The 26181-nt window shown below is 61.9% G+C and carries 19 protein-coding genes; 18 read left to right on the top strand and 1 reads right to left on the bottom strand.

All coding sequences use genetic code 11. The features are described from left to right. The first annotated feature begins 91 nt into the window (after window positions 1–91). The 6 genes from HX811_RS22065 to HX811_RS22040 all read left to right on the top strand — a co-directional run bounded on the left by HX811_RS22065 (window position 92) and on the right by HX811_RS22040 (window position 9759). Entirely contained in the window at window positions 92–1507 is a 1416-nt protein-coding gene (locus tag HX811_RS22065; RefSeq protein ID WP_177019415.1) for an outer membrane protein transport protein, read from the top strand. Window positions 1508–1794: 287 nt separating this feature from the next. Next, on the top strand, window positions 1795–4332 hold the full coding sequence (locus HX811_RS22060; protein WP_177047372.1) for an acyl-CoA dehydrogenase: 2538 nt from the start codon (window positions 1795–1797) through the stop codon (window positions 4330–4332). Window positions 4333–4492: 160 nt separating this feature from the next. Next, the gene (locus tag HX811_RS22055) at window positions 4493–5836 is read left to right on the top strand and encodes a 3-oxoacyl-ACP reductase (protein WP_177047370.1); all 1344 of its coding nucleotides are present in this window, start codon (window positions 4493–4495) and stop codon (window positions 5834–5836) included. A 2-nt stretch (window positions 5837–5838) separates the two neighbouring features. Next, window positions 5839–6729, top strand: coding sequence for a MaoC/PaaZ C-terminal domain-containing protein (locus HX811_RS22050; protein WP_177047368.1), 891 nt, complete (start codon window positions 5839–5841; stop codon window positions 6727–6729). Next, entirely contained in the window at window positions 6726–8024 is a 1299-nt protein-coding gene (locus tag HX811_RS22045; RefSeq protein ID WP_177047366.1) for an acetyl-CoA C-acetyltransferase, read from the top strand. The genes HX811_RS22050 and HX811_RS22045 overlap by 4 nt, the downstream gene beginning before the upstream one ends. A 31-nt stretch (window positions 8025–8055) precedes the next feature. Further along, the gene (locus HX811_RS22040) at window positions 8056–9759 is read left to right on the top strand and encodes an AMP-binding protein (RefSeq protein WP_003214676.1); all 1704 of its coding nucleotides are present in this window, start codon (window positions 8056–8058) and stop codon (window positions 9757–9759) included. 142 nt (window positions 9760–9901) lie between these two features. On the opposite strand, the gene HX811_RS22035 is transcribed toward HX811_RS22040, so the two are convergent. Continuing rightward, on the bottom strand, window positions 9902–10798 hold the full coding sequence (locus HX811_RS22035; RefSeq protein ID WP_003214679.1) for a MurR/RpiR family transcriptional regulator: 897 nt from the start codon (window positions 10796–10798) through the stop codon (window positions 9902–9904). A 303-nt stretch (window positions 10799–11101) separates the two neighbouring features. On the opposite strand from HX811_RS22035, the gene iolC reads away from it, so the two are divergent. From iolC to HX811_RS21975, 12 genes are all read left to right on the top strand, one after another. After that, a complete protein-coding gene (iolC, locus tag HX811_RS22030; protein ID WP_177047364.1) occupies window positions 11102–13039 on the top strand; it encodes a 5-dehydro-2-deoxygluconokinase in 1938 nt (645 codons plus the stop codon). Between the two features lie 148 nt (window positions 13040–13187). Beyond that, the gene (gene iolE / locus HX811_RS22025; RefSeq protein ID WP_177047362.1) at window positions 13188–14081 is read left to right on the top strand and encodes a myo-inosose-2 dehydratase; all 894 of its coding nucleotides are present in this window, start codon (window positions 13188–13190) and stop codon (window positions 14079–14081) included. Then, complete coding sequence (gene iolB / locus HX811_RS22020; protein ID WP_003214687.1) at window positions 14078–14872, top strand: 5-deoxy-glucuronate isomerase; 795 nt, start codon at window positions 14078–14080, stop codon at window positions 14870–14872. The genes iolE and iolB overlap by 4 nt, the downstream gene beginning before the upstream one ends. A gap of 22 nt (window positions 14873–14894) precedes the next feature. Next, complete coding sequence (locus tag HX811_RS22015) at window positions 14895–16397, top strand: CoA-acylating methylmalonate-semialdehyde dehydrogenase (protein WP_177047360.1); 1503 nt, start codon at window positions 14895–14897, stop codon at window positions 16395–16397. A gap of 27 nt (window positions 16398–16424) precedes the next feature. Further along, on the top strand, window positions 16425–17240 hold the full coding sequence (locus HX811_RS22010; RefSeq protein WP_177047358.1) for a TIM barrel protein: 816 nt from the start codon (window positions 16425–16427) through the stop codon (window positions 17238–17240). Window positions 17241–17250: 10 nt separating this feature from the next. After that, complete coding sequence (iolD, locus tag HX811_RS22005; RefSeq protein WP_177047356.1) at window positions 17251–19182, top strand: 3D-(3,5/4)-trihydroxycyclohexane-1,2-dione acylhydrolase (decyclizing); 1932 nt, start codon at window positions 17251–17253, stop codon at window positions 19180–19182. A gap of 19 nt (window positions 19183–19201) precedes the next feature. Then, window positions 19202–20212, top strand: coding sequence for a Gfo/Idh/MocA family protein (locus tag HX811_RS22000; protein ID WP_177047354.1), 1011 nt, complete (start codon window positions 19202–19204; stop codon window positions 20210–20212). Window positions 20213–20373: 161 nt separating this feature from the next. Next, a complete protein-coding gene (locus HX811_RS21995) occupies window positions 20374–20610 on the top strand; it encodes a hypothetical protein (RefSeq protein WP_177047318.1) in 237 nt (78 codons plus the stop codon). A 126-nt stretch (window positions 20611–20736) separates the two neighbouring features. Next, entirely contained in the window at window positions 20737–21777 is a 1041-nt protein-coding gene (locus HX811_RS21990) for a Gfo/Idh/MocA family oxidoreductase (protein WP_177047352.1), read from the top strand. A 365-nt stretch (window positions 21778–22142) separates the two neighbouring features. Next, window positions 22143–23078 (top strand): sugar ABC transporter substrate-binding protein, encoded by a 936-nt coding sequence (locus HX811_RS21985; RefSeq protein WP_177047351.1) that lies wholly within the window; start codon window positions 22143–22145, stop codon window positions 23076–23078. 63 nt (window positions 23079–23141) lie between these two features. After that, entirely contained in the window at window positions 23142–24695 is a 1554-nt protein-coding gene (locus tag HX811_RS21980) for a sugar ABC transporter ATP-binding protein (protein WP_008437161.1), read from the top strand. A 59-nt stretch (window positions 24696–24754) separates the two neighbouring features. Next, a complete protein-coding gene (locus HX811_RS21975) occupies window positions 24755–25792 on the top strand; it encodes an ABC transporter permease (protein WP_003214704.1) in 1038 nt (345 codons plus the stop codon). Window positions 25793–26181 lie beyond the last annotated feature (389 nt).

Raw genomic sequence — 26181 nt, 5'->3', positions numbered from 1 at the left:
GTTCAAAACTGGTCTGAACCACGCGCGGACGAGAACTTGCTTTAAAGGGCAAGCCGGTTATGCCGGGGCTAAAAATAATAAGGAGTGGTAAATGAATAATAAAAAACAACACGCTCGCACATTATTGGGGTTGGCAATACTGGGGGGATTGATGGGTGCCGGATCCGCCCAAGCTGGTGGCTTTGCCACGCCAACGTTTGGGGCCGAAGGTTGGGGGCGTGCGTTCGGCGGTGGTTCGATGTTCAAGGACGATCCGTCAGCGGCGTATAACAACCCTGCGGCCATGGCGTTCATTGATCACAATATCGCGCAGTTCAACATCGACTACGCGCGCATCAACATCAAATATAAAGGGACCGCGAAAGATTACATGGGGAAAGACCCCTCCGTAACGACGTTTGATCCAGACGGTAATACGACCTCCGTTCCCCGCACAGGCGATGGTGGCCAAGGTGGTTTCACTGCATGGCTGCCCACTGGCTTCATGGTGATGCCTATCGGCGATCGCTTCGCGTTTGGTCTCAGCCAGGTCGTCCCGATGGGCGCACGCACCACTTGGGATGATGATTGGATCGGCCGGGATTTTGCCGTTGATACACGCATCGAAACCGTTGGCGTGACCGGCTCGCTTTCGTTCAAGGTCAACGATCAGTTCTCCATCGGTGGTGGTGCCATCGTTCAGCACACCAAAGGTTTCGTCAGCCAGAACATCGACCTGTATGCCGCTGCAGGCAGCGTTCCGGACATTGGTGTTCCGTTTCCTTCGGGGGTGGGGCATTCGTTGATGCGAGTCAAAGTGGACAATACTTCGGTTGGATGGTTTGCCGGCCTGGCCTGGAAGCCCACGCCGCAAGATACCCTTGGCTTGAACTATCACGCCAAGATCAAGAACAAGCTCGAAGGTAAATACAGCATCTATTCAGACCCGGGATCCAAGGCGCTGATTGACTCCGGTCTACCAGGCCTTTTGTATCCTGGCCTGAGCCTCAATTCCGACGGCGCCAACGCCAGTACCCAGCTGGACATTCCTGCCAATGCGTCGTTTGACTGGGTACACCAGTTCAATGATCGCCTGACCCTCGGTGCCAGTGTTACCTGGACCCAATGGTCTTCGTTCAAGGACCTGACGTTGAAGTCCGAGGGCTCGACAATCGTTTCGATTCCTTACAACTACAAGGACGCGTGGATGGTCTCCCTCGGCGGCGACTACAAGTTGACCGACGATTTCACCCTGCGTGCCGGTGTGGCCACCGACCAGACGCCGACTCGTAACTCCACCCGGGACCCGCGTATTCCGGATGGCGACCGGATCTTCACGTCCCTGGGTTTTGGTTACAAGATTCGGGCGATTCCGGGCTTGGGTATCGACGGTTCCTACTCTCACCAGTTTGTTGAAAAGGCCAAGCTGCAAACCCACAACCAGGACCGCCTGGGCGGTGCAACCCTGGATGGCAAGGCCGATGCTTATGGCGACGTGGTTAGCCTGGGCATGACCTACGAGTTCTGATCCGCTGCGGCAACGCCAAGAGTGGTCGGCAGTCAGCGCATCTTTCTGGCCGGCCTGATACTGGTGTTGCATCGACGGGTCGCCCACGCGACCCGTTCCGATCCCTTTTTCCACTAACCCACCCGGCTGACCCATTCAGCCCGCTTTTTTTTCGCCCAAGCATTAAATAAAAATTTCAAAACAAAATTTGAATTTATCTTTTCAAGTTTGTAGTGTGGCTTTACGTCACAGGTCATTCCGATCTGCTCGGGCGTTGGCCGTACCCTGAATTGAGTAGAGGTATCCCCATGGTTATCTGGTTATTGGCGGGACTCGCAGCAGCGATTGCCCTGGCGTATCGACAAGCCGTTGCCACCCTCTGGCTGGGTGCCGGCCTGGCCTGGCTGGCGGTCGGTTACCTGTTCAACGCAGTCGCCGGTTTCGGCGCCAGTGTGGTGGCGGTGCTGGTGGTGTTGCCCGCGTTGCTGCTGACAATCAAGCCCCTGCGCCGCGCGCTGTTGACCAGCAAGGCCCTGGGCCTTTTTCGCGGCATCATGCCGGCGATGTCCGACACCGAGCGTGCTGCCATCGAGTCCGGCACCGTGTGGTGGGACGCCGAGCTGTTCAGCGGCAAACCCCGCTGGGAACGCCTGCTGCAAGCCGCACCCGCCAGCCTCAGCGCTGAAGAACAGGCCTTCCTCGACAACGAAGTCGAGACCCTGTGCGACATGTCCAACGACTGGGAAACCACCCAGGTCTGGCAGGACATGTCCCCCGAAGGGTGGCAGTACACCAAGGATGCCGGTTTCCTCGGCATGATCATTCCCAAGCAATACGGCGGCAAAGGCTTCTCCCACTATGCGCATTCGCAAGTGGTGATGAAGCTCTCTACCCGCTGCTCGGCGGCGGCGATTTCAGTGATGGTACCCAACTCCCTGGGCCCGGCCGAACTGCTGCTGCACTACGGCACCGACGCCCAGCGCAACTACTACCTGCCACGCCTGGCCCGTGGCGAAGACATCCCGTGCTTCGCCCTGACCAGCCCGTATGCCGGCTCCGACGCCGGCGCGATTCCAGACCTGGGCATCGTCTGCAAGGGCATGCACGAAGGCGAGGAAGTACTGGGTTTCCGTGTGACCTGGGACAAGCGCTACATCACCCTCGGCCCAATCGCCACGGTGCTCGGCCTGGCCTTCCGCGCCGAAGACCCGGACGGTCTGCTCGGCCAGCCGGGTTCCCTGGGCATCACCTGCGCGTTGATCCCCACCACCCATCCGGGGGTGAACAGCGGCCGGCGTCACTGGCCACTCAATGCCGTATTCCAGAATGGTCCGACCACCGGCAAGGATGTGTTTATCCCGCTGGAATGGGTGATCGGCGGCCGCGAGCAAGTCGGCAACGGCTGGCGCATGCTGATGGAATGCCTGGCGGCTGGCCGGGCGATTTCCCTGCCGTCGGCCAACGTCGGCCTGGGCAAGGTGGCTGTGCGCGGCACCACCGCTTATGCGGCGATGCGCAAGCAATTCGGCCTGCCCATCGGCAAGTTCGAAGGCGTGCAGGCGCCCCTGGCGCGCATGGCCGGGCATCTGTATGCCTGCGACGCGGTGCGCAAAGTCTCGGTAGCGTCACTGGATGCCGGTGAAAAACCCTCGGTGATCTCGGCCATCGCCAAATACCACGTTACCGAGCGGGCGCGGATCATCGTCAACGACGGCATGGACATCGTGGCCGGCAAGGGCATCTGCATGGGGCCCAACAACTTCCTCGCCCGGGCCTACCAGCAAAGCCCCATCGCCATCACGGTGGAAGGCGCGAACATCATGACTCGCTGCCTGATCATCTACGGCCAGGGCCTGATCCGCTGTCATCCGTATGTGTTCCGCGAGATGGAAGCGGCGCGCAATACGGACCGGCGCAAGGCCCTGGTGGACTTCGACAGCGCGATGTTCGGTCACCTGAGCTTCGTGCTGGCCAATACCGTGCGTGCCGCAGTGTATTCGCTGACGGGCGGACGGCTGATTTCCGTGCCGGGCAAGACCGATCCGGCGTTGGCGTCCTACTACCGCCAGGCCAATCGGCTGTCGGTGGTGTTGGCGTTGATCTCGGACATTTCCATGGGCGTGCTGGGCGGTGCCCTCAAGCGCAAGGAAAGCATCACCGGGCGGCTGGGAGACATTCTGTCCCAGCTGTACATCCTGTCCTGCGTGCTCAAGCGTTTTGAGGATGATGGCCGGCCACAGGCAGATTTGCCGCTGGTGCATTGGGCGGCCCAGGACGCGTTGCTGCGCGCCCATGAAGCCCTGGCCGAAGTGCTCGACAACTACCCGTCGAAAGCGGCGGCGGCGGTGGTGCGTGGCTTGACGTTCCCGTTCGGTATTCCACAGCGCAAACCGTCGGATCGCCTGTTGGCGCAAGTGGCGGAACTGGTGCAGGTGCCGGGGGAAACCCGCGACCGCTTGCTGGGCAATTCCTACATTCCTCGGCCGGAAATCGACAAGCTGGCTTACGGCGAGCTGGCCTTGCGCCTGTTGCCGCAAGTGGAGCTGATCGAGGCGCGGCTCAAGGGGGCGATCAAGCAAGGCCTGATCGAGCCAATGCCGATTTCCAGTGCGGCGTTTACTCCGTGGCGAGTCAAGGCGCGGGCGCTGGACCTGATCAGCGAGGAAGACGACAGCTTGCTCGCGCGCTATGTGGAATATGGCGATCACGCGATCCAGGTGGACGACTTCCCGCAGGACTTCGGTTTGCTGGAAGCCTTGCAACAGCGCCAGCAGGCGTTGGAACAGGCCGCCAAACCGAGCGCAAGACGCCGCGCCAATCAAAGCGAAAACGCGCCGGTCAACTGATTGGAACTGGAAGGAACACGGTCAATGTGGGAGCTGGCTTGCCTGCGATGCAGACGCCGCGGTGTATCCGTTACACCGAGGTGATCCCATCGCAGGCAAGCCAGCTCCCACAGGGGATCGGGTTTCCATGGCAACACCGTGTTTGTGAGTGAGTTTATCCATGAGTGACAGCTACCTTTCTTTCGTCAATTCCCCCTGGGGAGCCTGGCTGGCCCGCACTGCCGGGCTGCCCCAACCCCTGGCATTGCAACGTCACCGCAGCGGCCAGCAAGGCCTGGCCAACCCGGTAATCGTCGCGGGGGTAGGGCGCCTGGGGGCGCAAATCCAGCGCATCTTCACCGCCACCGACACAGTGACCGCCACCGCTGCGACCCTCAAAGCGCCCTCCACGGTCAAGGTCCAGGGCGCGGTGTTCGACGCCAGCGACATCGCCGACCTCAAGCAGTTGGACGAGCTCTACGAATTCTTCCACGCCAACGCCAGGCGCCTTGGGCAGCACGCCCGGGTGGTGGTGCTCGGCACCGCGCCGGAGTTGTGCAAGGACCTGCCCCAGGCCATTGCCCAGCGTGCCCTTGAGGGCCTGGTGCGTTCGTTGGCCAAGGAGTTGCGCCGGGCGATCACGGTGCAGTTGATCTACGTCGCACCGGGTGCCGAGGACGGGCTGGAAAGCAGCCTGCGGTTCTTCCTGTCGCGGCGCTCGGCCTATGTCTCGGGGCAGGTGGTGCGCCTCGAAAAAACCGTCGATAGCCCAACCGAAATCAACTGGGACAAACCCCTCGGCGGCCGCCGTGCCCTGGTCACCGGCGCCTCCCGTGGCATCGGCCTGGCAATCGCCCAGGTGCTGGCCCGCGATGGAGCCCATGTGGTCTGCGTGGATGTGCCCCAGGCCCAGGATTCGCTGCGACAGGCGGCCGGCAGTGTCGCAGGCACCGCACTGGCGCTGGACATCACCGCCACCGATGCCGCGCAGCAGTTGCACGCCCATGTCAGCCAACACGGTGCATTCGACGTGGTGGTGCACAACGCCGGGATTACCCGCGACAAGACCATCGCCAAGATGACTGAGACCGCGTGGCGCAGCGTACTGGCGGTCAACCTGGAAGCACCGTTGCACCTGAGCACAGCGCTGCTGGAAAGCCAGGGCCTGAATCCGGGCGGGCGGATCGTGTGTGTCTCATCGATTTCCGGTATCGCCGGCAACCTCGGGCAAAGCAACTACGCCACCTCCAAGGCCGGGGTGATTGGCCTGGTACAAGGCCTGGCCCCGCAGGCGGCGGCGCAGCAAGTGACGGTGAATGCCGTGGCACCGGGCTTTATCGAAACCCAGATGACCGCGAAGATCCCGCTGATGATTCGCGAAGCGGGGCGGCGGATGAACTCGATGTCCCAGGGCGGGCAACCCATCGACGTGGCAGAAACCATCGCCTGGCTGGCGCATCCGGCATCCGGCGGGGTCAATGGCCAGGTGGTGCGGGTCTGCGGCCAAAGCCTGTTGGGAGCCTGAGCATGGACTATGTGACGCAGATTATTGACCCGCCGCCCTCGCGCTCGCGGCTGTTGCTGGACGGGGTATTGGGGCTGCGCAAACCGAAGCTGGAAGGCGAGCCGACGTTGCCGAAAGAACGCCTGGTGCGTTCGGCCGTCGAGCTGTCTGCCCAAGGGATCGCGGCTTACGGTCGGGCCTGTGGTTTCCGCCGTGAGCAAGGCGTGCCGCTGTCCTATCCCCATGTGCTGGCGTTCCCCTTGCACCTGATGTTGCTGACCCGCCCGAGTTTCCCGTACCCGGCCAGCGGCATGGTGCATTTGGCCAATCGCATCCGCCAGCATCGACGGCTGGAGGCGGGCCAGGCCTTGCGCCTGGAGGTGTATTGCGAACGCTGGGTCGCCCATCCCAAGGGCCAGGCCCTGAGCATCGCCACCCGTGCCTACAGCGCGGGCGCCCTGATATGGGAGAGCGACAGCCTGTACCTGCGCCGTGACGTAAACGCGCCGGTTGGCGAGCCGTGGGACGACGCGTTGCCCTTGCAGGAAGAAGGTTTGCTGCGCACTCAACGCTGGGTGCTGCCGGCGGATCTGGGGCGGCGTTTCGCCAGGGTCTCGGGGGATTTCAATCCGATTCACACCTCGGTGATTGGCGCCAAACTCTTCGGCTTTCGCCGGGCCATCGCCCACGGCATGTGGACCCTTGGCCGCGCCCTGGCCGCCCAGCAACCGCCCGGCGGACTGGACCAGGCCGAGGCCCATTGCGACTTCAAGCTGCCGATCTTCCTGCCCGGCCAGGTGGCGCTGTGGAACGTTCCGCCAACCGGCCCGCGCCGTGAGTTTGAAGTGCGTAATTTCGCCGGCGACAAACCCCATATGCGTGGGCTGTTTATCTGGAATGAGACCGATCGATGAGTGACTACAGTTTCAACCCGGCCCCGACGCGCCGCGTGGCGATTATCGGCGGCAACCGTATCCCGTTCGCCCGCTCCAACACCGTGTACGCCCATGACAGCAACCAGGATCTGCTGGTCGCCGCCCTGCAAGGCCTGGTGGACCGCTACAACCTTCACGGCCTGCGCCTGGGCGAGTTTGCCGCGGGTGCGGTGATCAAGCACTCCCGGGATTTCAACCTGGCCCGGGAAAGCCTGCTGTCTACCACACTGTCTCCCGAAACCCCGGCCTACGACCTGCAACAAGCCTGCGGCACCGGCCTGGAAGCGGCGTTGCTGGTGGCGAACAAGATCGCCCTTGGGCAGATCGAAGTGGGCGTTGCCGGTGGTTCCGACACCACCTCCGACGCGCCCATCGGCATCAACGAGTCCCTGCGCCGCACTTTGCTTTCAGCCAACCGCGCCAAGGGCACCGGCGCCAGGTTGAAGGCCTTGATGGGTGTGCGCCCGTCGATGTTCTTCAAGCCGCTGCTGCCGCGCAATGGCGAGCCGCGCACCGGCTTGTCCATGGGTGAACACTGCGAGGAAATGGCCAAGCGCTGGAAGATCAAGCGCCTGGCCCAGGACGAGTTGACCCTCACCAGCCACCAGCGGCTGGATGCGGCGTACAAGCAGGGTTTCTTCGATGATTTGATCAGCCCGTATCGCGGCCTGGCCCGGGACAACAACCTGCGGGCCGACGCCAGCCTGGAGAAACTTGCCGGCCTGTCACCGGCCTACGACCGCCAGAACGGCACGCTCACCGCCGGCAACTCCACGCCCCTGACTGACGGCGCGTCGGTGGTGCTGCTGGCCAGCGAGGAATGGGCCGCCGAGCGCGGCTTGCCCGTATTGGCGTACCTGCGAACCGGTGAAACTGCTGCGGTGAATTTCGTCGACGGCACCGAAGGCCTGCTGATGGCGCCGGCCTACGCCGTGCCACGCATGCTCAAGCGCGAGGGCCTGACGTTCGCCGACTTCGATCTGTTCGAGATCCACGAAGCCTTCGCCGCTCAGGTGCTGTGCACCCTCAAGGCCTGGGAAGACCCGGATTACTGCCGCGACCGCCTGGGCCTCGATGCGCCGCTGGGCAGCATCGACCGCAGCAAGATGAACGTCAACGGCGGCTCCCTCGGCTGCGGCCACCCCTTCGCCGCCACCGGTGGCCGGCAACTCGCGGCACTGGCCAAGGCGATCCACCAGCGTGGCGGCGGCCGCGGCCTGATTTCGATCTGCGCGGCGGGTGGGTTGGGCATTACCGCTATCGTCGAAAAGTAGTTCCCACCATAAAAACAACAAGGAGACTGCCATGAACGCTGTAAGCCTGGAACAGACCGAACGCCTCTGGTTGAACGCTTACCTGCCCGGCGTACCGGCAGACATCGATGCGGGCATCGAGGATTACCCGTCGTTGCGCGAGGTGTTCCTGGAGCACCTGCACAAATTCCGCGACCGCGTGGCCTACGTCAGCATCGGCACCGAAATGACCTACGCCGACTGGGAGGTGCAGGGCATCGCCTTTGCTGCGTGGCTGCAAGCCCAGGGTGTGAAGAAGGGCGACCGGGTGGCGCTGATGATGCCCAACTGCTTGCAGTACCCGATCTGCCTGCTGGGCACGATCCTCGCGGGTGCGGTGGTGGTCAACGTCAACCCGCTGTACACCGCCCGGGAGCTGCAGCATTTGCTCAAGGACAGTGGCGCAGAGACCCTGGTGATCTTCGAAAACTTCGCCCACACCCTGGAGAAGGTGGTGGCCGCCAGTACCGTCAAACGTGTGGTGATCGCGGCCATCGGTGACCTGCTCGGCACCTTCAAGGGCGCGGCGATGAACTTCATCCTGCGCAGCGTGCAGAAGCAGGTGCCGCGTTTCAACCTGCCGGGGGCCGTGCGTTTCAACCAGGTGTTGAAACAGGGACGCGGGCAAACCCATCTCGCCGTGCCGATGAACCGCGAAGACCTGGCCTTCCTGCAATACACCGGCGGCACTACCGGCGATGCCAAGGGCGTCATGCTCAGCCATCGCAATATCATCGCCAACCTGTTGCAGGCCAAGGCGTGGGTCGGTGATCAGCTCGATCAGAACCAGCAGGAAACCAACGTCACCCTGCTGCCGCTGTACCACATTTTTTCCCTGACGGTGAACTGCCTGATGTTCATGTGCCTGGGCGGGCGCAACATCCTGATCGCCAACCCACGGGATGTGAAGCGGGTGCAGATGATCCTGCGCAAGGAGCGTTTCAACGGGATTGCCGGGGTGAATACGCTGTTCAACGGCCTGCTGGAAAACAAGGAGTTCTGCGCCCGGGATTTTTCCGATTTGCGCATGGTGATCGCCGGCGGCATGGCCACCCATACCGCTGTGGCCAAGCGCTGGAAGGAAGTCACCGGCTTGCCGATCATCGAAGGCTACGGCCTCACTGAATGTTCGCCGGTGGTGAGCATCAGCCCCATCGACATCTCACGCATGCGCGAGATGGAATTCACCGGCAGCATCGGCGTACCGTTGCCGTCGACCTGGGTGCGGTTCATTCGTGAGGACGGTGAGTTGGCGGAACTGGGCGAGCAGGGCGAACTGCAAGTACGCGGCCCGCAGGTGATGCAGGGTTACTGGAAACGCCCGGCGGAAACCGCCGAGGTGCTGGATGCCGAAGGGTGGCTGTCTACCGGGGACATCGGGGTGATGAATGAGCAGGGCTTCATCCGCCTGGTGGACCGCAAGAAAGACATGATCCTGGTGTCCGGGTTTAACGTGTACCCCAACGAGATCGAAGACGTGGTGGCGTTGCATCCGGGCGTGGCGGAAGTGGCGGCGATCGGGGTTGAGGATGGGGTGACCGGCGAGCGGGTGAAAATCATCGTGGTGCGCAAGGACCCAAGCTTGACCCAGGAGCAGATTCTGGCGCATTGCCGGGAGTATTTAACGGGGTACAAGGTGCCGCGGTTTGTCGAGTTTCGTACTGAAGAGTTGCCCAAGACGACGGTGGGCAAGGTGTTGCGCCGGGCACTGCGCTAAGCCTGAGTGAACGCGGTCAAAAATGTGGGAGCGGGCTTGCTCGCGAATGCGGCGGAACAGTCGATGGAGATGTTGACTAACAGACCGCATTCGCGAGCAAGCCCGCTCCCACATTTGATCTTTGGTGGCTGAACGGTCGCAGTCAGTCGTCGAACCCCACCTGCTCATGAATCTCATCGACCTTCAATTCCAGCCGATACGCCACGGCAATAAACAACGCCTGGCACAGGCACAGCGTCGCACTCAGTGACCTGAACGCAAACGACGAGCCCTCATTCACCAGCAATACCGTGCTCGCCCGCTTGGCCAGGGGCGACAGGTTGCTGTCGGTAATGATCAGGGTCTTGGCCTGATGGTGCTGGGCAATCCGCAGGCAGTGCTGGGTTTCCTTGCCGTACGGCGTAAAGCTGATGGCAATCACCAGGTCGTTGGCCCGCACACTGCGCATCTGCTCGCGATAGCTGCCGCCCAACCCCGAGACCAGATGGATGCGCTTGTTGGTGTGCTGCAGGTTGTACACCAGGTAGTCCGCCACGGCGAACGAGCGGCGCACGCCCACCACGTAGATATTGTCGGCATTCACCACCAGGTCCACGGCCTTGTCGAAGGCTGCGTCATCCAGTTCCAGCCCCAGGCGCTCGATCCCGGAGAGGGTGGCATTCACGCACTCACGCGCCAGGTCGCCGCCGCTGGCTTTCTGCGACTTGTTGGCGATCATGCTGCGGATGCGTTGCTGGTAGTTCTGCACCGGCGTGGTCTTGTGGGTGTAGGCCTCGCGGAACAGCGCCTGCATTTCACTGAAACCACTGAACCCGAAACGCTGGGAAAACCGCACGATGGCCGACGGGTGCACTTCGCATTCACGGGCGATGTCGCTGATGCGGTCGACCATGATCCGGTCGCTCTGCTGGCTCATGTAGCTGGCGATGCGCTTGAGCTGGCGCGGCAGGCTCTCGTATTCATCGGTGATCAGCTGCAACAACCGCTCGGCGTTCAGCGGCGGGCTGGCGAGTGCGTCTTCCGGGGCGCTCTGGGACATAGGGAATCCTTCTGGCTTGTTCTTATAGGACGCGTCGAGGCGCCCCTGACAATAAGTCGATGTGCGCAAGTCTACAGCGTAGGCGCAAAAAAATACCTCGGCATCCCGCCCCACGGTGCAGCTGAAACGATGCACTGCGGCTGGAACATACCGATGATGGCGTATTGGAAAATATATTCCACAAAAAATATTTATAGAATAAATATTGATTGGTGTCACCAGACGTTCTAGTCTGCTTGCACCAAGAGCGTATGCCGCCACCGCGACGGCACACGCAGGCTGATAAAAATAACAGGAGCCAGCATGGGCCAGACTCGTTTTGCCAGTGGGCGTCAATTGGATCTGATTTGCCTGGGACGCCTGGGCGTCGACCTTTACGCACAACAAGTGGGTGCACGGCTGGAGGATGTCTCGAGCTTCGCCAAGTACCTCGGCGGTTCCTCCGCCAACATCGCGTTCGGCACTGCGCGGCTGGGGCTCAAGTCGGCGATGTTGAGCCGGGTAGGGGACGACCACATGGGGCGTTTCCTGCTGGAGTCCCTGGCCCGCGAAGGCTGTGACGTCAGCGGCATCAAGGTCGACCCGGAACGCCTCACCGCCCTGGTGCTGCTGGGCCTCAAGGACCGCGAAACCTTCCCGCTGGTGTTCTACCGCGAGAACTGCGCCGACATGGCCCTGCGCGCCGAAGACATCAGTGAAGCGTTCATTGCTTCCAGCAAGGCGTTGCTGATCACCGGTACCCACTTCTCCACCGACGGCGTGTACAAGGCCAGCATCCAGGCCCTGGACTACGCCGAGAAGCACAACGTCAAACGCGTGCTCGACATCGACTACCGCCCGGTGCTCTGGGGCCTGGCCGGCAAGGCCGATGGCGAAACCCGGTTTGTGGCCGACCAGAATGTCAGCCAGCACGTGCAGAAAATCCTCCCGCGTTTTGACCTGATCGTCGGCACCGAAGAAGAATTCCTGATTGCCGGTGGCAGTGAAGATTTGCTCACGGCATTGCGCACGGTGCGTGGCCTGACCTCGGCCACCCTGGTGGTCAAGCTTGGCCCCCAGGGCTGCACGGTGATCCACGGCGATATCCCGGCCCGCCTTGAAGACGGCGCGATTTACCCCGGGGTACGGGTGGAAGTACTCAACGTGCTGGGCGCCGGCGATGCCTTCATGTCCGGCTTCCTCAGCGGCTGGCTTGAAGACGCCAGCGACGAGCGCTGCAGCCAGTTGGCGAATGCCTGCGGCGGCCTGGTGGTGTCGCGCCATGCCTGCGCGCCGGCCATGCCGACCCGCGCCGAACTTGATTACCTGTTCAACAGCCCGGTGCCGATTACCCGCCCGGACCAGGACGCAGTGCTGCAACGCCTGCACCAGGTCAGCGTGCCGCGCAAGGTCTGGAAGCAGCTGTTTGTATTTGCCTTCGACCACCGCTGGCAGTTGGTGGAACTGGCACAAAAGGGCGGCCAGGACCTGGCGCGCATCAGCGCCCTGAAGCAACTGTTCATCCAGGCCGTGGAACGGGTTGAAAGCAAACTGGCGGAGCAGGGCGTTGAGGCTGACGTCGGGATTCTGGCCGACCAACGCTTCGGCCAGGACGCGCTGAACGCTGCCAGCGGTCGCGGCTGGTGGATCGCCCGCCCGGTGGAAGTCCAGAACTCACGGCCGCTGGCCTTTGAACACGGGCGCTCGGTGGGCAGCAACCTGATTGCCTGGCCCCGGGAACAGATCATCAAGTGCCTGGTGCAATTTCACCCCGATGACGAGCCATTGCTGCGCCTGGAACAGGAAGCGCAACTCAAGGCCCTGTATCAGGCGTCCCTGGTCAGCGGCCATGAACTGCTGCTGGAAGTCGTGCCCCCCAAGGATCACCCGTCCACCTACCCCGACGTGCTCTATCGCAGCCTCAAGCGCCTGTACAACCTGGGCATCTACCCGGCGTGGTGGAAGATCGAGGCGCAGTCGGCCTCAGACTGGAAAAAGCTCGACGAGCTTATCCAGGAGCGCGATCCCTACTGCCGGGGCGTGGTGCTGCTGGGCCTGAACGCTTCCGCCGAATGCCTGGCCGATGGCTTCCAGCAAGCCAGCCAAAGCCAGACCTGCCGCGGGTTCGCCGTGGGCCGCACGATCTTCCAGGAACCGAGCCGAGCCTGGCTGGCGGGGGAGATTGACGATCAAGCCTTGATTGAGCAGGTGCAGTGCATCTTTGAGCAATTGATTAATGCTTGGCGCAGTTCTCGAAGTTAAACACGGTCAAATGTGGGAGCGGGCTTGCTCGCGAAAGCGGAGTGTCAGTCGACTGATACACCAACTGAACCACCGCCTTCGCGAGCAAGCCCGCTCCCACATAAAGCAGATCTCAGGCAACTCTGAAAAAACAATAATAGGTGCAGCCATGCCCGCTATCCGAATTGGCATCAACCCGATCTCCTGGAGCAACGACGACCTGCCGGCCCTGGGCGGTGAAACGCCGTTGAGCACGGCCCTCAGCGAAGGCAAGGACATCGGCTACGAAGGCTTTGAACTCAACGGCAAATTCCCCAAGGACGCCAAAGGCGTCGGCGATGTATTGCGCCCCTACGACCTGGCACTGGTCTCCGGCTGGTACTCCAGCCGCCTGGCCCGGCGCTCGGTGGCGGAAGAAATCGAAGCCATCGCCAGCCACGTCGAACTGCTGCGTGAAAACGGCGCCAACGTGTTGGTGTACGGCGAAGTCGCCGACTCGATCCAGGGTTCGCCGGTGCGCCTGATCGAACGCCCGCGTTTTCACAGCGAACAGGCCTGGCAGGAATACGCCGACAAACTCACCGAATTGGCGCGTTTCACCCTGTCCCAGGGCGTGCGCCTGGCGTACCACCACCATATGGGCGCCTACGTCGAATCCCCGGAAGACATCGACCAACTGATGCGCCGCACCGGCCCGGAAGTCGGCCTGCTGTTTGATTCGGGCCACTGCTACATGGGCGGCGGCGAGCCTATCGAGGTGCTGCGCAAACACATCGCCCGCATCTGCCACGTGCACTTCAAGGATGTGCGCAAGCCGGTGGTGCAACTGGCGCGCAACCAGATGTGGAGCTTCCCGGACTGCATCGTCAACGGCACCTTCACCGTGCCCGGCGACGGCGATATCGACTTCGCCGCGCTGCTGGACGTGCTGCTGGCTGCCAATTACCAGGGTTGGCTGGTAGTGGAGGCCGAGCAGGATCCTGCCGTGGCGCCGAGCTACATCTATGCGAAGAAGGGTTACGACACCCTGCGCGCACTGTTGGGCGAGAGGACTGGACAATGAGCCTGTTGGTCAAAAGCAGCAAGCGCGGGCAAACCATGGTGGCGCTGGAAGAAGGGCGCCTGGAATACGTGGGCTTCGCCGCCTACCGCCTGAGCCTGGGTGAAACCTTGCCAGTCACCGCCGGCGACAAGGAACTGTGCCTGGTGCTGCTCAGCGGCCGGGTGACTATCCAGGGCGAAGGCTTCAACTGGGAAAACCTCGGTGATCGCCACTCGGTTTTCGAAGATAAATCTCCCTTCGCCGCCTACCTGCCACCGGGCACCGACGCTCAGGTCACCGCGTTGAGCGACGTGCAAATCGCCGTCTGCGCCGCTCCCGGCTCAACCGACGCAGGTCTGGCACCCCGTCTGATTCGCCCCGAGCAATGCAAGCGCAGCGTACGTGGCAAGGGCGCCAATACCCGCTACGTGTGCGACATCCTGCCCGACAGCGAGCCTGCCCATTCGCTGCTGGTGGTGGAAGTGCGCACACCGTCCGGTCACTCGTCGAGCTACCCGCCCCACAAGCACGACACCGACGATCTGCCGCACCAGAGCTTTCTCGAAGAAACCTACTACCACCAGATCAACCCGCCCCAGGGCTTCGTGTTCCAGCGCGTCTACACCGACGACCGCAGCATCGACCAGGCCATGGCCGTGGAAAACAGCGACCTGGTGGTGGTGCCCAAGGGGTATCACCCGGTCAGCGTGCCGTATGGCTACGAGTCCTACTACCTGAACGTGATGGCCGGCCCCAAGCGCGCCTGGCATTTCCATAACGACCCGCAGCACAGCTGGCTGCTGGATCTTTAAGCACTTTCGACGGAGAACAATAATGAGCAACGCCCCGGTAATCGGCCATTACATCAACGGCCAGGTGCACGACAGCGCCAGTGAGCGTTTCAGCAATGTGTTCAACCCGGCTACCGGCGAAGTCCAGGCCCGCGTCGGGCTGGCCAGCCAGAAGACCGTCGATGAAGCCGTCGCGTCGGCACTGAAAGCCTTCCCGGCGTGGTCCGAGCAATCGTCCCTGCGCCGTTCGCGGGTGCTGTTCAAATTCAAGGAATTGCTCGACCAGCACCACGATGAGCTGGCTGAAATCATCAGCCGCGAACACGGCAAAGTGTTCTCCGACGCCAAGGGCGAAGTCACCCGTGGTATCGAGATCGTCGAGTTCGCCTGCGGTGCGCCAAACCTGTTGAAAACCGATTTCAGCGACAACATCGGCGGCGGCATCGACAACTGGAACCTGCGTCAGCCACTGGGCGTGTGCGCCGGCATCACCCCGTTCAACTTCCCGGTGATGGTGCCGCTGTGGATGATCCCGCTGGCGCTGGCCACCGGTAACTGCTTCATCCTCAAGCCGTCGGAGCGCGACCCGTCCGCCAGTTTGCTGATGGCCCGCCTGCTGACCGAAGCCGGTCTGCCCGACGGTGTGTTCAACGTGGTGCAGGGTGACAAGAGCGCGGTAGACGGCCTGTTGCAGCACCCGGATATCGAGGCGATTTCGTTCGTCGGTTCCACCCCGATTGCCGAGTACATCCACCAGCAGGCCACCCAGCGCGGCAAGCGTGTGCAGGCATTGGGCGGGGCGAAGAACCATATGATCGTGATGCCCGACGCCGACCTGGATCAGGCGGCTGACGCCTTGATCGGCGCGGCTTACGGCTCGGCCGGCGAGCGCTGCATGGCGATCTCGATTGCCGTGGTGGTGGGCGATGTCGGCGACAGGCTGATCGAAAAACTGCTGCCGCGTATCGACCGGTTGAAGGTCGGCAACGGTATGCAAAAAGACAGCGAGATGGGCCCGCTGGTTACCGCCGAACACAAGGCCAAGGTCGAAGGGTTTATCGACCTGGGCGTGGCCCAGGGCGCGAAGCTGATCGTCGACGGTCGTGGCTTCAAGGTGCCGGGCGCGGAGGGTGGTTTCTTCGTCGGTGCGACCTTGTTCGATAACGTCACCACCGAAATGAGCATCTACCAGCAAGAGATTTTCGGACCGGTGCTGGGCATCGTGCGGGTGGCGGATTTTGCCAGCGCCGTGGCTTTGATCAACGCCCATGAGTTCGGCAACGGCGTGTCGTGCTTTACCAGCGACGGCGGCATTGCCCGTGCCTTTGCCCGCACCATCAAGGTCGGGATGGTCGGCATCAACGTGCCGATTCCGGTGCCGATGGCCTGGCATTCGTTCGGTGGCTGGAAGCGCTCGCTGTTCGGCGACCACCACGCCTATGGCGAAGAAGGCATTCGTTTCTACAGCCGCTACAAGAGCGTCATGCAACGCTGGCCCGACAGCATCGCCAAGGGCCCTGAATTCAGCATGCCAACTGCCAAGTAACGTTTTCGAGTGTGGAGCACAACAATAATGAAGTCGCCTCTACGTTTTGCCCTGAACCGCATGGTCGCCCCCAGCCTTTCCCTGGCGGATTTTATCCAGCTGGCGGTGACCCTGAAATGCGACGCCATCGAGATCCGCAACGACCTCAAGGGCATCGAGATTGAAGACGGCACCCCTGCCAGCCGCGTGCGCGAATTGTGCGCGGTGCATGGCATCACGGTGCTGTCGATCAACGCGCTGTACCCCTTCGATGTGTGGAATGACGAACGCCGCGCCCAGGCCATCAAGCTGGCGGCCTATGCCCGCGAATGCGGCGCGCAGGCGTTGGTGATGTGCCCGTTGAACGACCGCGCCGACTCGCGCAACGAAGCCCATCGCTCGGCCGGTTTGCGCACCGCCTTGAGTGAACTGGCGCCGATCCTGCGGGAATACGGGATTCTCGGTTTTGTCGAACCCCTGGGGTTTGAAGAATGCTCCCTGCGCCGCAAGCGCGTGGCAGTGGATGCGATCAAGGCCATCGGCGGGCTGGATGTGTTTCGCGTGGTGCACGACACCTTCCACCACCACCTGGCCAGCGAACATGAGTTCTTTCCCGAGCTGACCGGGCTGGTGCACATCTCCGGTGTGGAAGATGCCGACGCACCGCTGAACTCGATCCGCGACGGCCACCGCGTGCTGGTGGGCGAGGCCGATATCCTGGGCAATGCCGCGCAGATCGACACCTTGCTCAGCACCGGCTACAGCGGCCACCTGTCGTTCGAACCGTTCGCCGAAAGCGTGCACGGCCTGGCAGATATCAAGCAGGCGTTGGGGGCGAGTATCGCCCACCTGCAGAAACGATAAGGGGCACCTCATGACCACAACCCGATTGACCATGGCCCAGGCCCTGGTGAAGTTTCTGGATAACCAGTACATCGAAGTCGACGGTGTGCAGAGCAAATTTGTCGCGGGCATCTTCACGATTTTCGGCCACGGCAATGTGCTGGGCCTGGGCCAGGCCCTGGAGCAGGACAGCGGCGACCTGGTGGTGCATCAGGGCCGCAACGAACAAGGCATGGCCCACGCGGCGATTGGTTTTGCCAAGCAGCATTTGCGCCGCAAGATCTACGCGTGCTCCTCCTCGGTGGGGCCGGGTGCGGCGAATATGTTGACCGCCGCGGCGACCGCGACCGCCAACCGGATTCCGTTGCTGCTGTTGCCCGGTGATGTCTACGCCAGTCGCCAGCCCGATCCGGTACTGCAACAAATCGAACAGTTCCACGACTTGAGCATCAGCACCAACGATGCCTTTCGTGCGGTCAGCAAATACTGGGACCGCATCAACCGCCCGGAACAGCTGATGACGGCGGCGATCCACGCCATGCGCGTGCTCACCGACCCGGCGGAAACCGGCGCCGTGACCCTGGCCCTGCCGCAGGATGTACAGGGCGAAGCTTGGGATTACCCGGATTACTTCCTGCAAAAACGCGTGCACCGTATCGACCGTCGCCCGGCGACCGAAGCGATGCTGGGGGATGCCGTGGCGGCGTTCAAGGGCAAGCGCAAACCGCTGATCGTGTGTGGCGGCGGGGTCAAATACTCCGGGGCGAATGCCGCGCTGCAAGCCTTTGCCGAACGCTTCGACATTCCTTTCGCGGAAACCCAGGCGGGCAAGAGCGCGGTGGTGTCCAGCCATCCGCTGAACCTCGGCGGCCTTGGTGAAACCGGCTGCCTGGCAGCGAACCTGCTGGCGCCGGAAGCCGACCTGATTATCGGCATCGGCACGCGCTATTCCGATTTCACCACCTCATCCAAATCCTTGTTCAAGCATCCCGAGGTGCAGTTTCTCAACCTGAACATCAGCCCCTGTGACGCACTGAAGCTTGATGGCGTGCAGCTGCTGGCGGATGCCAAGGTCGGCCTGGAAGCCTTGGCTGAGGCTTTGGGCGACTACCGTTCCAGCTGGGGGGATCAGCCACGGGATGCCAAGGCGCAATTGGACGTCGAGGTCGACCGGATCTACCAGGCGGAATACCAGACTGAAAACTTCGTCCCCGAAATCAACGACCACATGGACCCGGCGGTGCTGCGTGAGTTTATCGAGCTGACCGGTTCCTGCCTGACCCAAAGCCGCGTACTCGGTGTGCTCAACGACACCCTGGCCGACGACGCAATCATCGTCGCCGCCGCCGGCAGCCTGCCGGGTGACTTGCAGCGCAGCTGGCGCAGCAAGGGCGTCAACACCTACCACGTCGAATACGGTTATTCGTGCATGGGCTATGAGGTCAACGCCGCATTGGGCGTGAAGCTGGCCGAGCCCGAGCGCGAGGTGTACGCACTGGTGGGCGACGGCTCGTACATGATGCTGCACTCGGAGCTGGCTACCTCGATCCAGGAGCGGCGCAAGATCAACGTGGTGCTGCTGGACAACATGACCTTCGGCTGCATCAACAATTTGCAGATGGGACACGGCATGGACAGCTTCGGCACCGAGTTCCGCTTCCGCAACCCCGAGACCGGCAAGCTCGACGGCAGTTTTGTGCCGGTGGACTTCGCCATGAGTGCGGCGGCCTATGGTTGCAAGACCTACAAGGTCAACACCGTGGAGCAGTTGCAGGCGGCGCTGGCCGATGCGCGCACGCAAACCGTGTCGACGCTGATTGATATCAAGGTCCTGCCGAAAACCATGATCCACACATACCTGTCGTGGTGGCGCGTCGGTGTGGCGCAGGTGTCCACCAGCGCGCGCACCGACGCGGCGGCCAAACAACTCAATGAGCGCCTGGCCAAGGCCCGGCAGTACTAATAACAAGAGGAGTGTTTTCATGTCTTTGAAGTTGGGTGTTATCGGTACTGGCGCCATCGGCCAGGATCACATTCGTCGCTGCAGCCAGACCTTGCTCAACAGCCAGGTGGTGGCCGTGACCGACATCAACCTTGAGCACGCGGCCAAGGTCGTCGCTGACCTTAAACTCACCGCCGAGGTGTACCCGGACGGCCACGCGCTGATCAATTCGCCGCAGGTCGAGGCGATCCTGGTGACCTCCTGGGGCCCGAGCCACGAAGAATTTGTGTTGGCGGCGATTGCGGCCGGCAAACCCGTGTTCTGCGAGAAACCCTTGGCGGTGACTGCCGAAGGCTGCCGCAAGATCGTCGAGGCCGAAGTGGCCCACGGCAAGCGGCTGGTGCAGGTGGGCTTCATGCGTCCGTATGACCAGGGTTATCGCGCCTTGAAAGCCGTGATCGACAGCGGCCAGATCGGCGAGCCGTTGATGCTGCACTGCGCGCACCGTAACCCGAGGGTGGGTGAGAACTACAAGACCGACATGGCGATCACCGACACGCTGATCCACGAGCTGGATGTGTTGCGCTGGTTGCTGGCCGATGACTATGTGTCGGTGCAAGTGGTGTTCCCGCGTAAATCGAGCAAGGCGCTGGCGCACTTGCGTGACCCGCAGATCGTGCTGCTGGAAACCGCCAAGGGCACGCGCATCGATGTGGAAGTGTTTGTGAACTGCCAGTACGGCTACGACATCCAGTGCGAAGTGGTGGGGGAGACTGGCATTGCGAAATTGCCGGAGCCGTCCCAGGTGCAGATGCGCAGCGGGGCCAAGCTGTCGAACGCGATCCTGATGGATTGGAAAGACCGGTTCATCGCGGCGTATGACGTTGAGCTGCAGGCGTTTATCGACGGTGTGAGGGCAGGGCAAGTGGGGGGGCCGTCGGCGTGGGATGGTTTTGCAGCGGCGGTGGCGGCGGATGCGTGCATTGAGGCGCAGAACAGTGGGCAGATTGTGAAAGTGGGCCTGCCACCCCGTCCGCATTTCTACGGCTAACCACCTGTTCCACTGGAGGACCCCGGTCAGTGTGGGAGCTGGCTTGCCTGCGATGACGGCGGCACATTCAACATCACTGTCGCCTGATACACCGCTATCGCAGGCAAGCCAGCTCCCACATTTGATCGAATTCCACCCTCAGATTCGGGAGAGCTTCTGACATGCGCATCGCATTAGACCCCTACATGTACCGCCACCTGCCCCTCGGCCAAATGGTCGACAAGGCCGCCGAATTCACCGGCCAGTCCGACAACCCGTTGGTGTGCGAAAACCGGTTCATGCGCTCCATGGATGAGCTGATGCCGGAGTTTGAGGGCGAAGGCATCAAGCTGGAACACCGGCCGGATGAGTCCAACCGGATGATGCTGGAGCGGGTGACCCGCGAACTTTGCTCTTAGATAGATCGTTCCCACGCTCTGCGTGGGAACGCCTCGCTGGACGCTCCGCGTCCGCTCTTAATGTGACGCAGAGCGTCACGGGCTACATTCCCACGCAGAGCGTGGGAATGATCAAGGAATCGACCCATGCGAATCGGACTGGTTGGATACGGCAAAGGCGGCCGTGTATTTCATGCACCCCTGATAGCCAGCCTGTCGGGGGCGACCTTTGTCGGCGTGGTGACACGGTCACCCGAACGTCGCCAGCAACTGGCGACGGATCACCCCGGAGTGAAGGCCTTCGACAGTATCGGGCAGATCACCGAGGCCGGTGTCGACGTGCTGGTGATCTCCACCACCCTCAAGGGCCGTCCGGCCCTGGTGCTGGAGGCCATCGAACACGGTGTGGCGGTGGTCAGCGACAAACCCTTTGCCAGCAATGCCGAACAGGCCCAGGCCTTGATCACCGCCGCCGAGCGCCAGGGCGTGCTGCTCAGCGTCTACCAGAACCGGCGCTGGGATTCGGACTTCCTGACCCTGCGCAAGCTGATCGACGCCGGAGCCCTGGGCACCGTCACCCGCTTTGAATCCCGGGTGGAGCGCTACAACCCGGGCTCGGTGGGCAATGCCAGCGGCGGCGGCTTCCTGCGGGACCTGGGCAGCCACCTGGTGGACCAGGCCATGCAACTGTTCGGCCCGGTGGACCGGGTCTTCGCGCAGTTGCACTACACCGCCGATGAGCGGAGCTTGGACCACGGCTTCTTTGTATCGCTGACCCACGCCAACGGGGTGATTTCACACCTGTGGGGCAGCGCCCTGCAAAACAGCCAGGCCCCGCGGTTTCGGGTGAATGGTACGGCCGGTTGCTACACCATCGAAGGGCTGGACGGCCAGGAAGAGGCGCTGCTGGCCGGCAAGACCCCGAAAACCGAAGGCGAGCACTGGGGCGCTGAAGAACATCGACGCTGGGGCTGGTTCGAGCAGGGGCCGGATCGTGAGCGGGTGCCGTCGGAAAAGGGCCGTTGGAATCAGTTCTACAGTCAGCTGCAAAGCGCGGTGGAAGGCCACGGCGAGTTGCCGGTGAACGTCCTGGATGCGCTGGCAACCACCCGCGTACTGGATGCCGCGCGCCTGAGTTCAGAGCGCCAGCAGGTAGTGGAAATGGCGGCTATGGAGCCCCATGGATGAAAAATAGAATAAAATTCTAAAACAGGTTGATATGGAAATTATTTTCCAATAAAGTCATTCCAGGTTGCATAAAGTACGTTCGGACTCGATTCGGGCGACTCGACAAAAACAAGATCAAAACAACCAGGTACCGTCAGATGAAAATCTTCAACGCTGTACTGCGAGTTTTACGTCCTGCCCTCCAGCCACGCGGTCTGCCCCGCGCCCGGCCGTTTTACTTTTCCCTCCTGAATGTCCTGTGCGTCGAAAGCAAGGGTTCCCTGGTGTGCTGCATTCCGGGGGCGCCGATCGTTCGACTGCCGACCGCTTCGCTCTGAAAAACGCAACGTCCACAAAACCAACAAGAAATTGGAGACAGACCGTTCATGAAGACCCCGATCCGTTTTACCGCGCTGACCCTGTCCATGATGCTCGCCAGTGGTTTCGCCACGGCGGCCGATATCAAGGTGGGCGTGAGCATGTCGGCGTTCGATGACACCTTCCTGACTTACCTGCGTGAGGACATGGACAAGCAAGCCAAGTCCTACCCCAAGGGTGACGGCGTGCAGCTGCAGTTCGAAGACGCCCGCGCCGATGTGGTCAAGCAACTGAGCCAGGTCGAGAACTTTATCAGCCAGAAAGTCGACGCCATCATCGTCAACCCGGTCGACACGGCGTCTACCGCCAATATCAGTAAAGCGGCCCTCGCAGCGGGCATTCCGCTGGTGTACGTCAACCGTCGTCCCGACCAGACGGATCTGCCCAAAGGCATCGTGGCCGTGACCTCCAATGATGTCGAGGCGGGCCGCCTGCAAATGCAGTACATCGCCGAAAAGCTCGGCGGCAAGGGCAAGATCGTGATCCTGCTGGGTGACCTGGCGAACAACTCCACCACCAACCGCACCAAGGGGGTGAAGGAAGTCCTGGCCAAATACCCAGGCATCACTATCGAGCAGGAACAGACCGGCATCTGGCTGCGTGACAAGGGCATGACCCTGGTCAACGACTGGCTGACCCAAGGCCGTGAATTCAACGCGGTGCTGGCCAACAACGACGAGATGGCCATCGGTGCGTCCATGGCGTTGAAGTCGGCTGGCACCAAGCCGGGCACCGTGTTGATCGCCGGGGTGGATGGCACACCGGACGGTTTGAACGCGATTACCAAGGGCGACATGGCCGCGTCGGCGTTCCAGGACGCCAATGGCCAGGCCGTGGGTTCGGTGGAAGCGGCGCGCAAGATGGCCAGGCACGAGCCGGTCGAGCAGAACGTGGTGATCCCGTTCAAGCTGATCACCCCGGACAACGTCAAAGACTTCAAGTAGCCCTAAATAACAACAATAAACCGGCAGGGCAGCCACGGCGGCCCTGCTGACGGAGTACCCGATATGTTTGCTCAAGCGACTGCTTCCCAGCCTCCCGGTATCCAGCCCTTGGTACTGGAAGAACCCTATCTGCTGGAGATCTCCAACATCAGCAAAGGCTTTCCCGGCGTCGTGGCCCTGGCCGATGTGCAGCTGCGGGTGCGCCCCGGCTCGGTGCTGGCGCTGATGGGCGAGAACGGTGCGGGCAAGTCGACACTGATGAAGATCATCGCCGGCATCTATCAGCCCGACGCCGGTGAAATCCGCTTGCGTGGCAAGCCGATCAAATTCGAAACACCGCTGGCGGCGCAGAAGGCCGGGATCGCGATGATCCACCAGGAACTCAACCTGATGCCGCACATGAGCATCGCCGAGAACATCTGGATCGGCCGCGAACAGCTCAACGGCCTGCACATGGTCAACCATCGGGAAATGCACCGCTGCACCGCCGAACTGCTGGCGCGGCTGCGGATCAATCTCGACCCGGAGGAACACGTCGGTAACCTGAGCATTGCCGAGCGGCAGATGGTCGAGATTGCCAAGGCGGTGTCCTATGACTCCGACATCCTGATCATGGATGAACCGACCTCCGCCATTACCGACAAGGAAGTGGCCCACCTGTTTTCGATCATTGCCGACCTCAAGTCCCAGGGCAAAGGCATCATCTACATCACCCATAAAATGAACGAAGTGTTCGCCATCGCCGATGAAGTGGCGGTGTTCCGCGATGGCGCCTATATCGGCCTGCAGCGGGCCGACAGCATGGACAGCGACAGCCTGATCTCGATGATGGTGGGGCGTGAGCTGAGCCAGCTGTTCCCAGTGCGCGACAAGCCCATCGGCAATCTGCTGCTGTCGGTGCGCGACCTGCGGCTGGATGGGGTATTCCAGGGCGTGTCGTTCGACCTGCACGCCGGCGAAATTCTCGGTATCGCCGGGCTGATGGGCTCCGGGCGGACCAATGTGGCCGAAACCATTTTCGGCATCACCCCAAGCTCCGGCGGCGAGATCCAGCTGGACGGCAAGACCGTGCGCATCACCGACCCGCACATGGCCATCGAGAAGGGCTTCGCGCTGCTGACCGAAGACCGCAAGCTCAGCGGCCTGTTCCCCTGCCTGTCGGTGCTGGAAAACATGGAGATGGCTGTGCTGCCGCATTACTCCGGCAATGGCTTTATCCAGCAAAAAGCCCTGCGTGCCCTGTGCGAAGACATGTGCACCAAGCTGCGGGTGAAAACCCCGTCGCTGGAGCAGTGCATCGACACCTTGTCCGGTGGCAACCAGCAAAAAGCCCTGTTGGCCCGCTGGCTGATGACCAACCCACGGCTGCTGATCCTCGACGAACCCACCCGCGGTATCGACGTGGGCGCCAAGGCCGAGATCTACCGGCTGATTTCCTACCTGGCCAGCGAAGGCATGGCGGTGATCATGATTTCCTCGGAGCTGCCCGAGGTGCTGGGCATGAGCGACCGGGTGATGGTGATGCACGAAGGCGACCTGATGGGCACCCTGGACCGCGCGGATGCGACCCAGGAAAAAGTCATGCAACTGGCTTCCGGTATGACGGCGGTCCACTAACGAACAGACGGCGCCGGCCCGTTGTGGCCGGCGCAACGCGATAAAAAAGGTGAGTGGTTATGAACGCGATACTGGAAAGCAAACCCGAGGAAAAGAAGCCCGCTGCGGCGCCGGTCAAGCACCGTCGACGCATGCCCACCGAGCTGAGCATCCTGCTGGTGCTGATTGGCATCGGCCTGGTGTTTGAGTTGTTCGGCTGGATCGTGCGCGACCAGAGCTTCCTGATGAACTCCCAGCGCCTTGTATTGATGATCCTGCAAGTTTCGATCATCGGCCTGCTGGCGATTGGCGTGACCCAGGTGATCATCACTACCGGTATCGATTTGTCCTCGGGCTCGGTGCTGGCGTTGTCGGCGATGATCGCCGCCAGCCTGGCGCAGACTTCCGACTTTTCCCGTGCGGTGTTTCCGTCATTGACTGACCTGCCGGTGTGGATACCGGTGGCGATGGGCCTGGGCGTGGGGCTGCTGGCGGGGGCGATCAACGGCAGTATCATTGCGGTCACCGGGATTCCACCGTTTATTGCGACCCTCGGCATGATGGTCTCGGCCCGTGGCCTGGCGCGTTACTACACCGAAGGCCAGCCGGTGAGCATGCTCTCGGACTCCTACACGGCCATCGGCCACGGCGCGATGCCGGTGGTGATCTTCCTGGTGGTGGCGGTGATCTTCCATATCGCCCTGCGCTACACCAAGTACGGCAAGTACACCTACGCCATCGGCGGCAACATGCAGGCGGCGCGCACCTCGGGCATCAACGTCAAGCGCCACCTGATCATCGTCTACAGCATCGCCGGCCTGCTGGCAGGCCTGGCCGGTGTAGTGGCGTCGGCACGGGCAGCTACCGGGCAGGCGGGCATGGGCATGTCCTATGAGCTGGACGCGATTGCCGCCGCGGTGATCGGCGGCACCAGCCTGGCGGGCGGAGTAGGGCGCATCACCGGCACCGTGATCGGCGCGCTGATCCTCGGGGTGATGGCCAGCGGGTTTACCTTCGTCGGCGTGGATGCCTACATCCAGGACATCATCAAGGGCCTGATCATCGTGGTGGCGGTGGTGATCGACCAGTATCGCAACAAGCGCAAACTCAAGCGCTGACACGGTCCTCAAGGCCGCATCGGTCAAAATGTGGGAGCGGGCTTGCCCGCGAAGACGGTGTATCAGTTGAACATTCAGTGACTGACACACTGCCTTCGCGAGCAAGCCCGCTCCCACATTTAACCGTTTGTCTTCTATATAGCTCCACAACACTGAATTTCTTGCTATAAACGCACTCCGATGACCATTCGCCGAGCCCGTCCTGGTGCCTTTGCGGGTTATCTTGGAAAAAATGCCTGTCATTTCAGTTGCTGAGCCCTCAAGTCGGCCTTAGACTGCCGCCCCTCGTAAATTGAGTGCCGGGTGGCGCTTGAAATGGACGGCGCCTTTCCGAGACCTGCAGAGGTCGGCCGGAACGCTCCCTTATTCGCCTTAATGCACGTATTTTT

It is taken from the genome of Pseudomonas sp. F8002 (assembly GCF_013385495.1).
Taxonomy (GTDB): Bacteria; Pseudomonadota; Gammaproteobacteria; order Pseudomonadales; family Pseudomonadaceae; genus Aquipseudomonas.
The sequence above is the reverse complement of the archived record's forward strand: the minus strand, read 5'-3'. Positions and strand labels throughout refer to the sequence as shown.

Excerpts from the sequence above, each read along its gene's own strand:
- HX811_RS22065 (WP_177019415.1), top strand. The coding sequence starts at position 92 with ATGAATAATAAAAAACAACACGCTCGCACATTATTGGGGTTGGCAATA.
- HX811_RS22060 (WP_177047372.1), top strand. The coding sequence starts at position 1,795 with ATGGTTATCTGGTTATTGGCGGGACTCGCAGCAGCGATTGCCCTGGCG.
- HX811_RS22055 (WP_177047370.1), top strand. The coding sequence starts at position 4,493 with ATGAGTGACAGCTACCTTTCTTTCGTCAATTCCCCCTGGGGAGCCTGG.
- HX811_RS22050 (WP_177047368.1), top strand. The coding sequence starts at position 5,839 with ATGGACTATGTGACGCAGATTATTGACCCGCCGCCCTCGCGCTCGCGG.
- HX811_RS22045 (WP_177047366.1), top strand. The coding sequence starts at position 6,726 with ATGAGTGACTACAGTTTCAACCCGGCCCCGACGCGCCGCGTGGCGATT.
- HX811_RS22040 (WP_003214676.1), top strand. The coding sequence starts at position 8,056 with ATGAACGCTGTAAGCCTGGAACAGACCGAACGCCTCTGGTTGAACGCT.
- HX811_RS22035 (WP_003214679.1), bottom strand. The coding sequence starts at position 10,798 with ATGTCCCAGAGCGCCCCGGAAGACGCACTCGCCAGCCCGCCGCTGAAC.
- iolC (WP_177047364.1), top strand. The coding sequence starts at position 11,102 with ATGGGCCAGACTCGTTTTGCCAGTGGGCGTCAATTGGATCTGATTTGC.
- iolE (WP_177047362.1), top strand. The coding sequence starts at position 13,188 with ATGCCCGCTATCCGAATTGGCATCAACCCGATCTCCTGGAGCAACGAC.
- iolB (WP_003214687.1), top strand. The coding sequence starts at position 14,078 with ATGAGCCTGTTGGTCAAAAGCAGCAAGCGCGGGCAAACCATGGTGGCG.
- HX811_RS22015 (WP_177047360.1), top strand. The coding sequence starts at position 14,895 with ATGAGCAACGCCCCGGTAATCGGCCATTACATCAACGGCCAGGTGCAC.
- HX811_RS22010 (WP_177047358.1), top strand. The coding sequence starts at position 16,425 with ATGAAGTCGCCTCTACGTTTTGCCCTGAACCGCATGGTCGCCCCCAGC.
- iolD (WP_177047356.1), top strand. The coding sequence starts at position 17,251 with ATGACCACAACCCGATTGACCATGGCCCAGGCCCTGGTGAAGTTTCTG.
- HX811_RS22000 (WP_177047354.1), top strand. The coding sequence starts at position 19,202 with ATGTCTTTGAAGTTGGGTGTTATCGGTACTGGCGCCATCGGCCAGGAT.
- HX811_RS21995 (WP_177047318.1), top strand. The coding sequence starts at position 20,374 with ATGCGCATCGCATTAGACCCCTACATGTACCGCCACCTGCCCCTCGGC.
- HX811_RS21990 (WP_177047352.1), top strand. The coding sequence starts at position 20,737 with ATGCGAATCGGACTGGTTGGATACGGCAAAGGCGGCCGTGTATTTCAT.
- HX811_RS21985 (WP_177047351.1), top strand. The coding sequence starts at position 22,143 with ATGAAGACCCCGATCCGTTTTACCGCGCTGACCCTGTCCATGATGCTC.
- HX811_RS21980 (WP_008437161.1), top strand. The coding sequence starts at position 23,142 with ATGTTTGCTCAAGCGACTGCTTCCCAGCCTCCCGGTATCCAGCCCTTG.
- HX811_RS21975 (WP_003214704.1), top strand. The coding sequence starts at position 24,755 with ATGAACGCGATACTGGAAAGCAAACCCGAGGAAAAGAAGCCCGCTGCG.